Source organism: Actinoplanes sp. NPDC049118 (assembly GCF_040648555.1).
In the GTDB taxonomy this organism is placed as follows: Bacteria; Actinomycetota; Actinomycetes; order Mycobacteriales; family Micromonosporaceae; genus Actinoplanes.
In genome coordinates this window covers 1-13,479 of sequence record NZ_JBEZDY010000048.1, presented here as the reverse complement: position 1 = coordinate 13,479, position 13,479 = coordinate 1, and the positions used below count along the sequence as shown (strand labels likewise).

General features: G+C 67.4%; 14 protein-coding genes and 1 tRNA gene. 10 read left to right on the top strand and 5 right to left on the bottom strand.

The window, feature by feature from the left end; all coding sequences use genetic code 11:
* On the top strand, positions 1-417 hold a 417-nt coding region (locus AB0B58_RS40885), incomplete at its 5' end, for a hypothetical protein (protein WP_360236278.1).
* A 988-nt stretch (positions 418-1,405) separates the two neighbouring features.
* Here the strand turns inward: AB0B58_RS40885 and AB0B58_RS40880 are convergent.
* From AB0B58_RS40880 to AB0B58_RS40865, 4 genes are all read right to left on the bottom strand, one after another.
* The gene (locus AB0B58_RS40880) at positions 1,406-1,612 is read right to left on the bottom strand and encodes a DNA-binding protein (RefSeq protein WP_360236275.1); all 207 of its coding nucleotides are present in this window, start codon (positions 1,610-1,612) and stop codon (positions 1,406-1,408) included.
* 389 nt (positions 1,613-2,001) lie between these two features.
* Positions 2,002-2,565, bottom strand: coding sequence for a hypothetical protein (locus AB0B58_RS40875; protein ID WP_360236272.1), 564 nt, complete (start codon positions 2,563-2,565; stop codon positions 2,002-2,004).
* 56 nt (positions 2,566-2,621) lie between these two features.
* A complete protein-coding gene (locus AB0B58_RS40870; protein WP_360236350.1) occupies positions 2,622-2,933 on the bottom strand; it encodes a GNAT family N-acetyltransferase in 312 nt (103 codons plus the stop codon).
* Between the two features lie 196 nt (positions 2,934-3,129).
* Positions 3,130-3,912 carry a GntR family transcriptional regulator gene (locus AB0B58_RS40865; RefSeq protein WP_360236269.1) on the bottom strand — a complete coding sequence of 261 codons (783 nt, stop codon included), beginning with the start codon at positions 3,910-3,912 and terminating at the stop codon, positions 3,130-3,132.
* 353 nt (positions 3,913-4,265) lie between these two features.
* Between AB0B58_RS40865 and AB0B58_RS40860 the strand changes: the two genes are divergently transcribed.
* From AB0B58_RS40860 to AB0B58_RS40820, 9 genes are all read left to right on the top strand, one after another.
* Complete coding sequence (locus AB0B58_RS40860) at positions 4,266-4,511, top strand: DUF6284 family protein (protein ID WP_360236266.1); 246 nt, start codon at positions 4,266-4,268, stop codon at positions 4,509-4,511.
* Complete coding sequence (locus AB0B58_RS40855) at positions 4,511-5,242, top strand: DUF2637 domain-containing protein (protein ID WP_360236347.1); 732 nt, start codon at positions 4,511-4,513, stop codon at positions 5,240-5,242. Before AB0B58_RS40860 ends, AB0B58_RS40855 begins: the two co-directional genes overlap by 1 nt.
* Before the next feature lie 187 nt (positions 5,243-5,429).
* On the top strand, positions 5,430-7,646 hold the full coding sequence (locus AB0B58_RS40850) for a cell division protein FtsK (protein WP_360236263.1): 2,217 nt from the start codon (positions 5,430-5,432) through the stop codon (positions 7,644-7,646).
* Between the two features lie 141 nt (positions 7,647-7,787).
* The gene (locus AB0B58_RS40845) at positions 7,788-8,036 is read left to right on the top strand and encodes a hypothetical protein (RefSeq protein ID WP_360236260.1); all 249 of its coding nucleotides are present in this window, start codon (positions 7,788-7,790) and stop codon (positions 8,034-8,036) included.
* Entirely contained in the window at positions 8,033-8,377 is a 345-nt protein-coding gene (locus AB0B58_RS40840) for a hypothetical protein (protein ID WP_360236257.1), read from the top strand. The genes AB0B58_RS40845 and AB0B58_RS40840 overlap by 4 nt, the downstream gene beginning before the upstream one ends.
* A gap of 48 nt (positions 8,378-8,425) precedes the next feature.
* The gene (locus AB0B58_RS40835; protein ID WP_360236254.1) at positions 8,426-10,375 is read left to right on the top strand and encodes a DUF3987 domain-containing protein; all 1,950 of its coding nucleotides are present in this window, start codon (positions 8,426-8,428) and stop codon (positions 10,373-10,375) included.
* 325 nt (positions 10,376-10,700) lie between these two features.
* The gene (locus AB0B58_RS40830; protein ID WP_360236251.1) at positions 10,701-10,889 is read left to right on the top strand and encodes an excisionase; all 189 of its coding nucleotides are present in this window, start codon (positions 10,701-10,703) and stop codon (positions 10,887-10,889) included.
* Positions 10,886-12,298, top strand: coding sequence for an integrase (locus tag AB0B58_RS40825; RefSeq protein ID WP_360236248.1), 1,413 nt, complete (start codon positions 10,886-10,888; stop codon positions 12,296-12,298). Before AB0B58_RS40830 ends, AB0B58_RS40825 begins: the two co-directional genes overlap by 4 nt.
* Positions 12,299-12,385: 87 nt before the next feature.
* On the top strand, positions 12,386-12,652 hold the full coding sequence (locus AB0B58_RS40820) for a hypothetical protein (RefSeq protein WP_360236245.1): 267 nt from the start codon (positions 12,386-12,388) through the stop codon (positions 12,650-12,652).
* Positions 12,653-13,035: 383 nt separating this feature from the next.
* Here the strand turns inward: AB0B58_RS40820 and AB0B58_RS40815 are convergent.
* Positions 13,036-13,123 (bottom strand) — tRNA-Ser (locus AB0B58_RS40815).
* Positions 13,124-13,479 lie beyond the last annotated feature (356 nt).

The window sequence follows — 13,479 nt, the reverse complement described above, 5'->3', positions numbered from 1 at the left end:
GGGCTCTTCCCGAAGGTCGACGCCGCCGGGCTCTTCCCGAAGCGGGACCTCGCCGCGCTCTTCCCGAAGCGGGACCTCGCCGCGCTCTTCCCGAAGGTCGACTTCACCGCCGCGCTGACCGACATGAAGATCGGTCTGGTCCGTGCCACCGTCGACCTAGAGTCTCGTCACACGGACTTGTTCGAGGAGGCGCAGCTTCTTGCGATCTGGGCAGAAGCCTTCCGTGCAGTGGTTACGCAGCTGGGTCGTCCGGCCACCCGAAATGCCCTTGGGGCGGCCGCGTTGTTGCTCTTCTGCATCTGGTGGTTGGACATGATGGCTTACCACCGTCAAGCCGCCGACGTCGTCAATCTGCCTCTCAGCATCGTCGTCCCTGTCGTCCTGATGGCCGTCTTCAAGTTCGACAACAAGAAGTAGGCGACGACGCCTCTGCCCCCATCCCGGCGGTCAGAGTTTCCGCCGGAGGACCTACCACCGGCAACCAAGAGGCCCCGGATCCGCCGGCTTTCCAGCGGTCCGGGGTTCTTCATGCTTCGCGCCTGCCGCCGGCCGTAGTCGCGTGACAGGTCGGGGCGGGGAGCAGCAGGCCACCAGCATCTGAAGGGCGACCGGCCTGGGCGCAGCCGCGTCGGATTCAGGAGCGGCCCCGGATCATCGGTTGCTAGAACCAAGGATGCTGCGCGATCGCCTCCGCGCGATCAATGTCAGTCGCAGCTCGGCCGGCCATTGCAGTCGGCGACTGCGGCCTGGCTGGGCGAGGTGAGGATCGGTGCCGCCGCACCGACGACGGTAAACGCTGCGGCGAACGCGAGCAGGGTCGCCGCTCTTGCTAACCAATGCTTCCTGAACATGGCTTTCCCCCGTGTTGAGCTGTCCTTTTCACGCTACGCCGACAATCCGCGCGGGGCGACGGGTGGCCGGATAGTCAGACTCTAGGGCGGCGGCCGCGGATTGAGGTTGGAAAGGCTGGTGCCTGACCGGCGGGAGCAGCGAATAGCGTCAGTCCACTTACACAGTGATGAACAGGCGGCAGGCGATCTCCGATCGGGCGCAGCCGGGTAGGCCGCCGTCGCACGTCGGTGCACTGCGACCTCGGACCCGGCGCAGTGCACCGAGTCGAACGTATGTACTAGTCTTTTGGGATGGCCGTACGCGTTGAGCACTGGTTTAACCGCCGGTACGGTGCGAGGCGGCGAGATGTCTTCCTGCTCCGTACGGAATCTGGATGGCAGATCCTCGGCCGGCTAGGTGGCGCCGACGGTCAAGAGGTGACGCACTACTTCGACCATGAGGACGATGCCCGGGCGATGCTGAAACGCATGCTCGAGACGGTGCCCTCGGAGCTGTCGAATTGGGCCAAGATGCCGGCCCCCAGGCGCTGAACACGACGCGGCGATGGGACGTCCTAGTCTTCGGCGCCTGGCCTCGGCGGCCGCGCGGCAATCCAGGCTTCTACGTCCTCCGCGAGCCAGACGTTGCCCATCGCCAGTTCGGCCACCGGAGCGGGGAAGTCACGCCTGCTGGTGAGCTGGTAGACGCGCTGCCGGCTGATTCCTCCGAGTCGCACGCGGATTTCGTGCGCCCCCATCAGTTTCAGCTTCTTCGCGGCCATGATCAGACCCTAGGCACGTGCTAGCTGGGCATATGCCAACTTTACGATGACTGCAGCGTGCGACTAGAGTGAGTGCCTAGTAGGCGGTTGCCTAGTGCCGTTGGAGGCGCGACGTGCGGTTCAAGTTCTGGCTAAGGGGTCCGGCGGACAGCCCTCAGGTTGAGCTGATCGGCGACTGGGGGTGGTACTGGCGCTCCGGGCACTACAGCCACCGTGAGGAGCGCTCGCTGATGGCCGAGTTGCTGACGCCCGAGGAAGTCGAGCTATGCCAGCTTCGCGAGGGTTGGTGGTACCTGCCCGGCGCTCCCCCGTAAGGGCGACGACGTGACACCACCGACCGGAAGTTCTCTGAGCCCGCATCCTGCTCGCCGCCGGGGACGCCAGGTGGATCACCGGCACGCGTCAGCCCGCACGTGCCCGCCGCACCACGGGTGAGGCCGGACCTCCGCGATACGCCATCCGCCGTCTTCGGCCCTGGCAACGAATACCCACGGGTGTTCAGTGCCTTGCATCGACATCCCGCGTTCCTGCCACCACACCGCACTGACAGGCACAGTCACCCGAGCGACGCCGTCGCCCTGGTCCTCAACGTCGAAGTGCGGTCCCCAGTCGAGCTTGTCCGGTGGTGGGTCCGTGCGCTGCATGTCAGCGATCAGCGCCTCCCATTGCTCGATCAGGTCGTCGCGCTCATCCCTGATCAGGGCGTGCGTCAGCCCGATCCGCTCTCGGAGTATGAGCTGGTTGAGGTAGATGTCCACCGCTGCGATGGCGGTGGCCGGCGGATCCCCTTGGCTGTCCGAGTGGTCCAGGAACGCAGCTACGGGCACCGCTCCCAAGCCGCAGCACAGGAAGCCGACCATAAGGCAAGCGGCAAGCGCCCATCGCCGTCGGAGACTCCACCCAGCAACGAACGTTCCGCGCTGCAACGGCTCGTGAGGTTGCTCGGTGATCATCTATGTACGATAAGCGATCTTTGCTCGCGTTCGCCGCTCGCGTGATCCAAACTCCTCTATGAGGGCCGGACCCGCCGCTGAAATAGTGCGCCCGAACCCCGGTGGCTCAGGTTGACGGTTCTGACCGGGACGAATCCCTGTCGCTGATAGTAGGCGTGAAGTGGCGCATTGGTCCGCCACGCGTCGAGCCTGAGCCACGTGCGACCGAGCGAGGACGCAAGGCGTTCTGCCCAATCCAGCAACCTACCGCCAACGCCATTGCCGCCAGCGACGCGGTCGACCACCATTCGATGAACATAGAGCGCACTGTCGGGATCATCTTGCGCTGTCCAAAACTCTGGGTCGGCGTAGTCATCAACGGTGATCATCCCGACCGGCTTGCCGCCCGACTCGGCGATCCAGCATGCACCGCACCCTATGGAATCAGCGAGCTTTGTTCGCGTTTTCTCCTCAGTGTTATTCGCCCACTGATCCGACCCGATCTCAGCGAGCCAGCGTTGAGCAGCCGAGTACATGCCAACTAGGACGGCTAGGTCGTCCGGGTTTGCTCGGCGGATTGTTGGATCACTCATTGCCAGCCCCGCGCATTCCGCCACGTTCGTAGACGATGACGTGACGGTCGCCCGGCAGGATGTTGACCACCACGCGCACGGGAGTCCCGTCCTCGCATAGTCCGGTACAGATATGGCAAGCCACGGGAGTTCCTGGGCCGAGGTCCAGACGCTGAATTTCGTCCGGCGTTGGCATTCGGACGTAAATTTCATCCAGGGCGCGGACCTGGCGATGTCCCGACTCCGCCAAAACTTCATTTGCGCCACGTGCGATATCGAGCGGGCGCATGATCTCAGTGTCTTGAACGATGGACAAGGGATAATAGCTGTCATTCGTGTGGAAAGGTTCGCCGTCGAGGTAACGGATGCGACGGCGGACTGCTGCCATTTCACCGTCAGCCAACCTAAGGCGTTTCTTGACGTCGGCTGGTGGTTCGACAATTGACACATCGATAGTCTGTCGAGGCTCCCGCCCTTCGGCAGAGTGATCGGCCATAAACCGATCCATTTCCGGAGTCTGCGGCTGCGGCCGGAACTCCTGTTGAGGCCTGTAGAAAAGCGGCTGGCGAAGCCGCACGAAGTAGCCCCGTGGCGCGCGCGGCACGATAAGCCCGTCGTTGACGAGGGCCGTAAGTGCCTGCCTCACGGTTGCGCGGGCTACGCCGTACTGAGCGGTCAGGTCAGCCTCAGTGGGTAGGCGAGTGTCCGGTTGGTACGCGCCCTCCGCGATCTTGGATCGCAAGTCCTCCGCGATCTTGGCCCACACGGGTGTCCTGCCTTGCCTGCTCACCGCCATGCCGCCTCCCTCCGGTTCAGCTTTGTCTAGACAGTTTAGGCAGAACCTCTTGACTCCGCATCCTCCGTCTGACTACCTTCAGCACATCGGCATTGTCTAGTCAGTACAGACGGACTAGCCGATACTGCCGGAGGCTTCCCGGCACGGCGGATGCGGCTTTGGCTGCGCCCGCTCGTGACCGGCCCGCCGCGCGCTTGGCTCCACTTGAGAACTGAATCGGGCCGCACCTCCCACTGAAAAGGTGCCGCGCATGGCTGGGTCACCGTGCATTCAACTCCCCGTTTCCGCAGGTCGGCGCGGCTGCGTTCCGCTCGTTGTCGCCGTCGCGTCGCCGCTCTCCCGAAGGACATCCTGTGAAGAAGATCCACTCCACTACTGACGAACCGTCGGCCGCCGACCTGGACGCGATTGAGGCCGAGTGGCCGCTGATCGCGGCCGAGCTTGACGTGTTGGACGCCGAAATCGCGACCATCTGCGCCGCCGACCACGGCGGCCCGACCGCCCTCGACTGGCGCCGCCTGCGCCGGGCCGAGGCTCGCGTGAACCGTGTCGCTACCGAGTTGGCCGCGCGTCCCGTCGTCCGGAAGGTGGCCGCGTGATGGCGACGGCGAATCTTGCGAGCCTCACGCGCATCGGGTGGGGCGTCCGGGCAGTGTTCACTCTCGGCATCGCCGCGTCACTGGCGGGCAATGTGCTGCATGCGCAGAACAACGTGATCAGTCAGGCGATCTCGGCGTGGTCGCCTTTGGCGCTGCTGCTCACGGTCGAGCTGATTTCCCGTATTCCGACCCGGGGCGGTGCCGCGTCGATCGCCCGGATGGCCGCTACGGCCGTCATCGCAGGTATCGCGGCGTGGGTGTCGTACTGGCACATGGCGGGGGTTGCCGCCGGGTACGGCGAGACCGGCGCCGCACCGTATCTGCTGCCGCTGTCGGTGGACGGCCTGATCGTCGTCGCTTCAGTCAGCCTGGTCGAGATCGGCCGGCGGATCAGCACGCTGACCGCTACCGACCCGGTCGCCGTGGCCGAGGCGCCCCCGCCCTTGGCTACGCCTGTACCTGCCCCGGCGCCCATGACCGAGACCCCCGCTGCCGCGGTTCCGGTGGCGAAAAGGCGCGCGCCGAAACGCGTCACGCCGCGCCCGGCGTCGGCTGCGAAAGTCGCCAAGGTCGCCGCGAAGATGCCCGGCGCCCCGGTCGCGCAGATCGCCGCTAAGGCCGGTGTGTCCCCGTCGACGGCCCGGCGTCACCTCGCCGCGCTCCGCGTCACTGACGCGTCACCATCCGCCCCGGTTGCTGCGGAAACGCCCGTACTCGCAACCGCTGCTTAGCTTCGCCCGGCGGCACGGCCCCAAGCCTGCAAGCACGTGCCGTGCCGCCGGTCTCCACCCGTTCAGCCCTGATCCCTCAAGACCTCAGGAGAGACCTCCGATGCTGCCAGACCCGACCGCATCCGTCGCTACGTTCGCCGCCGTCGCCGCCCTCGTGATCGCCGCCTGAGACCGGAGGACAGACACCGTGAGCACCCCTGACCCGAACGCTGAGAACTTCGACTGGACCGCTGCCGAGGCCGACGTGGTTGACCTGGACACCGCCCGAACCCGCCGCATCGGCACGGTGCCGGCCGATCCGAACGCCGACGAGATCGAGCAGGACGACACCGACGACGTCCAGGGCGGGCCGGTGATGGTGGACAGCATCGGCGCGCAGCGCCGACCGCGGTTCACCCTGTCGGGTTTCCGTGACGCGACCCGCGTCCCGATTGTGCCGTCGTGGCTGAAGTCGAGCGCCGAGTTCGGCAAGAACGTGGCCTGGGCTACCGGCTTCGGCTTGCACTCCGTGGCGTTCCACACCGTCCGCGTTCCGCTGTATGCCGGAATGCTGACGTGGCGGGCACCGCGCGGCTTCGGCCGGATCTGCAAGGGCTACAACCGGTGGCTCTGGGATCTCGAGGGTGAGCCGGTGCGTCAGTCGATCGTCCGGGCCGCGATCGACCACCCCGAGGAAGCCAAGATGTACGACCGGTTGACCAACAAGCGTGACCGGCGGGTGCGGTGGCGCGGCATGGTCACCATCGCCCTGGTCGTCGCGCTGATTGTGGCGGTCGGCGCGGTCACGCTCGCCCCCACCTCGGCGCAGTGGACGGCCCTCGCCGCGCTGCTGGCCGTGCTCGGGGTCGTCGGTGCGCCGGCGGACAAGCCGCTGCTCGGCACAGCGGTGGTCCGCCACGATGCGGCCCCGCTGACAAGTACGGAGGTGTTCGCCGCCCTGGCTGCGTTGAACATCAACGGCATCAACGCGGCGATTCGCCGGGGCGACAACGGTAAGCGGTGGTTTCCCGCCCCGATCACCCGGGAGAACGGCACCGGCTGGCGCGCCGACGTGGAACTCCCGCGCGGCGTCACCGCGAGCACGGTGGTCGGTAAGCGTGAGGAGTTGGCCGCTGCGCTGACCCGGCCGCTGGGGTGTGTGTGGCCGGAGGCCAACGCCGAGGTGCACCCCGGCCGGCTGACCCTGTTCGTCGCCGACAAGGACCTGTCCAGCGCGAAGAAGGTCGCCTGGCCGCTGCTGAGCAAGGGCAGCGTCAACCTGTTCGAGCCGTTCGCGTTCGGCGTCGACCCGCGTGGCCGGGCGGTCACGCTAACCCTGATGTTCGCCTCAATGATCATCGGATCCATTCCGCGGATGGGTAAGACGTTCGCGCTGCGCCTGGCCCTGCTCGGCGCCTGCCTCGACCCGCGTGCCTGGATTCTGGCGTTCGACCTCAAGGGCACCGGTGATCTGGCCCCGTTGGAGCCGGTCGCGCACCGCTACCGCGCCGGTGACGATGAGGAAGACCTCGCCTACGCAGTCACCGCGATGCGGGACATGGCCACCGAGCTGCGCCGCCGCACGAAGGTGATCCGGGATCTGCCGCGGGACCTGTGCCCGGAGAACAAGGTCACCGACGACCTCGCCAACCGCAAGAAGCTGGGCTTGCACCCGATCGTGATCGGTGTTGACGAGTGTCAGAAGTGGTTCGAGCACCCGAAGTACGGCGCCGAGCTGGAGGAGATCAGCGAGGACCTGATCAAGCGTGGCCCGGCCGCCGGGATCACCCTGATCCTGGCCACCCAGCGCCCCGACGCCAAGAGCCTGCCGACCGGCATCTCCGCGAACGCGGTGCTGCGGTTCTGCCTGAAGGTCATGGGCCACACCGAGAACGACATGGTCCTGGGTACGTCGATGCACAAGAACGGGATCAAGGCGACGATGTTCGCCCGCCGGGACAAGGGCATCGGCTACCTCTCCGGTGAGGGCGACGACCCGACGATCACCAAAACGTACGAGATCGACGGCCCGGCCGCCGATGTGGTCGTCACACGCGCCCGGACCCTGCGGGAGAAGGCCGGCAACATCACCGGCCACGCCCTCGGCCAGACCATCGACACCGACGCCGTCCGGCGGGACACGATCCTCGAAGACGTCGCCGCCGTCATGAGCGACACCAAGCCGAAGGTGTGGACCACGGTGCTGGCCAAGCAGCTCGCCGAGCTACGCCCGGCCGTCTACGCCGGGCTGACCGCCGACCAGCTCCGCGCCGCGCTCAAGCCGTACGGCGTCACCCCCGGGCAGGTGTGGGGCAGCGACCCCGACACCGGCGAGCCCGGGAACCGGCAGGGCTTCAACCGCGCCCACATCCTCAAAGCCCTTGCTGAGCGTGACGGCAAGGGCGGACGCAGCACGGCCAGCTAGCCCGCCGATGAGTCCTAGGTCTAGGACCCCCGGCTCCTAGACCTAGGACTTCCCCTAGGAATCCAAACAATCCCTGATCAGCGCCCTAGCACCTAGCGGCGCCGGCCCCTCACACCCAAAAACCGGCCTGGAGGCACTTTCATGACCCCGACGCTCCTCCTAGCGAGCCTCGCCATCCTCGGTTACGCAGCGTTGTACGCCCTCGGCTGTGTGATCTTCCCGTTCGGCCGCTGCCGCCGCCCGCGCTGCGAAAACGGCCGCATCTACTCCCGCCTGTCCCGCAAGGTCTTCCGTGAGTGCCCCCGCTGCGAGGGCACCGGCAAACGCGTCCGCGTCGGCCGCCGCCTCTGGGAGTACCTGCGCGGCGAGTACAAGGCCGGCAACCGATGACCGTCCGGACCATGCGCCGGCTGCGCCGCGACGCCACGGCTCACACCGACTGGTGCGCCCGGGACCACCGCTGCAACCTCGGCGAGCACAGGTCCGCAGAGATGCTGGTCGACCTTCCTGGGCATGGTCGCGCCGTCGTCACCCGCGTCCGCGCTGCCGACGGCCGCGAACACGCCGAGATCCGCGCCCGGATCGCCCTGCACAGCACCGAAACCGGGGCGCGCTGGCAACTCCGCTCCCTGCTCGGCGGCATGGACCGGCTCCTGCGGCATCTCGCGGTCCGGCCCGGCGTGCTGCGCTCCCGCGCCGAGCGGCCCGCGATCGACCGGCGGGCCGCATGACCTCCCGCCACCGCTAACCCACCCGCCCTGATTGAGAGGAGTCGACCTGTGTCACATGCCGTGTTCGACCTGGCCGCCGAGCAGGCCGTCATCGGTGCCGCCCTGCTCGCCCCGACCCTGATGGCCGACCTCGCCGCCACCCTCACCCCCGGCGACTTCGGCCGCCCGGCACACACAGTGCTGTGGAAAGCCATGTGCGCTATGCACGCCGCCGGCACCCCCACCGACCCGATCACCGTGACGGCGCACCTTGCCGAGGCGGGCGACCTCGGCAGGGTCGGCGGCGCCCCGTACCTGCACACGCTGACCGCCGAAGTCCCCTCGGCCGCGAACGCCGGGCACTACGCCGCGATCGTGGCCGGGCACGCCAAACGCCGCAAGGTCGCCGACCTCGGCACCCAACTCGCCCAGCTCGCCGCCTCCGGTGCCGACCCGGCCGACGTCGTCGCCACCGGCCGCGCCCTGCTGGACGACGCGGACACTCTCGGCGGCTGGTCGCCGCTGATCCCGCTCGGCCGTGGCCGGCATCTGCCGCCGTTCCCGGCCGAGCTGCTGCCGGGATGGCTCGCTGAGCAGGTGTTCGCGGTGGCCGAGTTCACCCAAACCCCGGTCGATCTGGCCGGGAGTATCGCCCTGGCCTGCCTGTCCACCGCCGCTGGTGGGCGGGCCGAGGTGGAGGTACGCGGCTCGTGGCGTGAGCCCACCAACCTCTACACCGTCGTGGTGCTGCCGCCGGGCTCGCGCAAGAGCGCCGTGTTTGCCGCCATGGTCGCGCCGATCCTCGCCGCCGAGAAGACCCTGATCGAGCGGGCCGCACCCGCGATCATCGAAGCCGAACTGATGGCCAAGGTCGCCGGGAAAGCCGCCGAGAAGACCGCTCTCGCCGCCGCGAACGCCGACCCATCGGGCAGGGACACGCTGATCGCTGAGGCGACCGCCGCCGCAATGAACGCCGAAGCGATCACGGTGCCGGTCAAGCCCGTCCTGATCGCGGACGACGTGACCAGCGAAACCGCCACGTCCTGGCTCGCCGCGCAAGGCGGCCGGCTGGCCGTGCTGTCCCCGGAGGGCGGGATCTTCGCCACCATCGCCGGGCGGTACTCCGGCACCCCGAACCTGGAAGTGTTCCTGAAAGGCCACGCCGGGGACATGCTCCGGGTCGGCCGGCAGTCCCGCGACACCGAACACATCGACAAACCCGCCCTGACCATGGGTTTGGCCGTGCAGCCGGAGATTCTGCGCGACATCGCTGGTATGCCCGGTTTCCGTGGGCTGGGCCTGCTGGCCCGGATCCTGTTCGCGCTGCCGGAGAACACTGTCGGCCGCCGCAAGATTGGCGCCGACCCGATCCCCACGGCCGTCGCCGCGGACTACCTGACCAACCTGCACGCCCTGGTCCTCACCCTCGCCGAGTGGACCGACCCGGCCGTGCTGGTTCTCACCCCGGACGCCAACAACCTCGTGCTGGACATCGAACGGACGGTAGAGCCGAGGCTGGCGCCGGGCGGGGCGTGGGCGCACATCCTGGACTGGGGCTCGAAGTACACCGGCGCCGTCGTCCGGATCGCCGGCCTGATCCACCTCGCCGAGAACCTGCGCGACGGATGGGGACGACCGGTCAGCGCCGACACCCTCGAACGGGCGGCGATGATCGGCGACTACTACGCCGCGCACGCCCTGGCCGCGTTCGACGACATGGGCGCCGACCAGAGCACCCGGAACGCCCGGCAGGTCCTGACGTGGATCGAGCGCACCACCGCCACGGCGTTTACCCGGCGGGAACTGTTCCGCGCGGTGCAGTCGAGCCAGCTCAAGACGATGGCTGATCTCGATCCGGTGCTCGCCGTCCTGGAAGCCCACGGCTACCTACGCCAGCTCGACCCACCCACACCGAAACGCGCCGGAGGACGGCCACCGTCGCCGAGCTACCTCGTGCACCCAGAGGTCCACCGGCCCGCCGCGACCGTGCACACCATCGACGCCCGGCGGTCCGCGTGATGGCCCCGACAGAACTGACACAACTGACACAACCCCACCCCGACCGAGGTTCTGTCAGTTCTGTCAGTTGTGTCAGGCCTAGTCCCGCCCTCGGCGACGCCGAGCCGGTTGCTGCGACGACCCGCTCAGAGCCACACAGACACTCCGGCTTATCCCGTCATACCGGGGCAATCATGATCACGGCTCAACGGCGCTCTCAGTGGGCCGGTAGGAGCCCGCCGGTCAGACGTCGCCATCCGTCCTCCAATGAGGACTCCAACACGCTGGAAGCCCGTCACAGCAAGGCTCACCACCCCGCGATACCCGCCAAGGGAGGCCGGACCCGATGGCACGCAACTTCCTAACCCTGACTGACTTTCTCGCTGAGCTGGATGTGCCCAAGTCGACGTTCTTCCGCTGGAAGGCACTCGGCCAGGCACCCAGAACGTACAAGCTGCCCAACGGGCAACTCCGCATCCGCCGCACCGACCTCGATGCCTGGTTGTCGACCCGTGAGGAGCCACAAGCCGCATGAGTACATACGACGTACGAATTCAGAGCATCGAGGAACACGAGGGCAGAAATCCGAAAACCGGCAAACCGCGGAGCACTCATCGGGTGCGGTGGGTTGTTGCTGGCAAGCGGCGCGGCGAGAGCTTCCAGACCAAGGCACTAGCGGAGAGCTTCCGCTCGAGGCTGATCACCGCTCAGCGGGAGGGGATCATCTTCGACGAGGTAAGTGGTCTGCCCGAGCCCATGGCCCGCGAGCGGAACAGCCGCACGTGGTACGAGCACGCGGTCGCGTTCGTGGATATGAAGTGGGCTCGATCGGCAGCCAAGCACCGAAAGAGCATCGCGGAAGCGCTCGCCAACGTCACCGCAGCATTGCTCTCGACCGACCGAGGAGCGCCCACCGACGAGGAGATCCGTCGTGCGTTGTACTCCTGGTCCTTCAACAAGACGCGACGAGATGCAGGCCCACCGCCGGACGACATCGCCTCCACCGTGCGGTGGCTGACCGATAACACCGTCAAGCTCACGGAGTTGAGCGACGCGGCGTTGGTACGGAAGGCGCTCGATGTGCTGGCGCTGCGCATCGACGGAAAGGCCGCTGCCGCGACGACGGTCGCTCGCAAACGAGGCGTCTTCTACGGCGCTCTTCGGTACGCCGTTGAACTTCGCCTGTTGACCTCGCACCCGATGGATCATGTCCAATGGATAGCACCGAAATCCACCGACGAGGTTGACCGCCGATCTGTCGTCAATCCCGACCAGGCCATTGCTCTGCTGTCGGCCGTGCACGACCGAGCCCCGAAGCTCGTGGCGTTCTTCGCCTGCATGTACTACGCCGCGTTGCGGCCGGCTGAGGCTCTACATCTACGCGTCGACGAATGCGAGTTGCCCGAATCGGGCTGGGGCACGCTTCGGTTGACGGGGTCGACACAATACGTCGGGCAGGACTGGGGCGACGACAGCGGCTCAGTCCGGGAGGACCGGGAGCTGAAGCACCGAGCGAAAACGGCGACCAGGCCTGTGCCCGCTCCACCAATCCTGGTTCGTGCCCTCCGTTGGCACATCGCAGCCCACGGTCACGCCCCGGACGGCCGGCTATTCGTCGCCCAAGGATACGGGCGCGGCTCGGTCTCGAAAGAGACCTACGCGCGGGTCTGGCGGGCGGCTCGAAAGGACGCCTTGACCCCGGCACAGCAGCGCACCCCGCTCGGCAAGGTGCCGTACCAACTTCGACACGCCGCCGTGTCGCTGTGGCTCAACGCGGGGGTACCTGCCACCCAGGTCGCCGAGTGGGCGGGGCACAGCGTGCACGTGCTGCTGAAGGTCTACGCGAAGTGCATCGAAGGACAGGACGAGGCAGCACGACGGCGGATTGAGGAGGCGCTCGGGGAGGTTGGAGACCAGGGCGACGCGGCCGGCGTAGCGGCCTAGGTGCAGAGCTCGCACGCAGAGTGCGGGCCTTAAGGTCCCACTTTCGGTCGCCGATGACGGTGAGGAGACCAGCTGAAAGGACCAACCATGCACCCTGCTGTCGCCACATTTCCCCAGGCCGCGAACCACCCTGGAGTACAGGCCCCGGTCGTTGTCGTTGCCAAGTCGCTGCGCACGTTCCGTCTGTTGTCGATCTTCCTCCCCGGCGCGCAGTGGTTCTATGTGGGGCGGCCGGCACGCCCATTCATCCCGTTCATGGGCAAGCGCATCGGTAGCGTTCTGTGGCCCGCGCGGGTACTCGCCCGACGGGGGTTCACCGTGACCGGCGATGCGATCATCAAGGCGCACCGCTGACCAGCGGCAAGTGATGCGATCGAGGCCGTCAGCACGACGCTGGCGGCCTCGACGTGTCCGGCCCTGATGGCCCTCATGTCTAAGCGCCGGCAACCCCGGTCGCCGAGCGAGCAAGGCACAGCTTGCACGTGCTGCTGAAGGTCTACGCGAAGTGCATCGAGGGGCAGGACGAGGCAGCGCGACGGCGGATTGAGGAGGCGCTCGGCGACGTCGGCGACCAGGGCGACGCCGCCTGACCCGCCCGGCAAACTTTGGGCCGTATTTGGGCGGCGGTGCCAGTCCGAGCGAGATCAAGTGGAACTCAGTGAGACTCGCCCATCGATGAGGAAGGCCCCGCTGTCCTGCGTAATCGCAGGTCAGCGGGGCCTTTTCCGTGTTCAGAGCGGAGGGCGTGGGATTCGAACCCACGGAGACGCGGAACGCCTCACCGGTTTTCAAGACCGGCGCCATCGGCCACTAGGCGAGCCCTCCCGGGCTGCACCGGGCAGCCTTCCGAGCAGCGTACCGGGCGGGACCGCCGACCCGAATACGACCCGGCGTCCGCGCTGTCGATCGCGAATCGCGTGGCAGTAGTGGCGGGCGTCGGACTCCGGCCGTCTGGATCGACGGGGTCGGCCCGAAGCGACCACGACCTCATGAACTGAGCCGCTCGTCGTCCTGGGTCTGCGCCCGGAACGGCCCGTTCGGCGGGGTTTTCCGGCCGCGTTTTCCTCAAGTTTCGCTGTTCGGGTCGGTCGCAACCGGGCGGCACCTGTTCGGGAACGAGGCCCGCACCGCGCGCCACGGAATCTCTATGCATGCCCGGTCGACAACGGCCGGACAAGCGG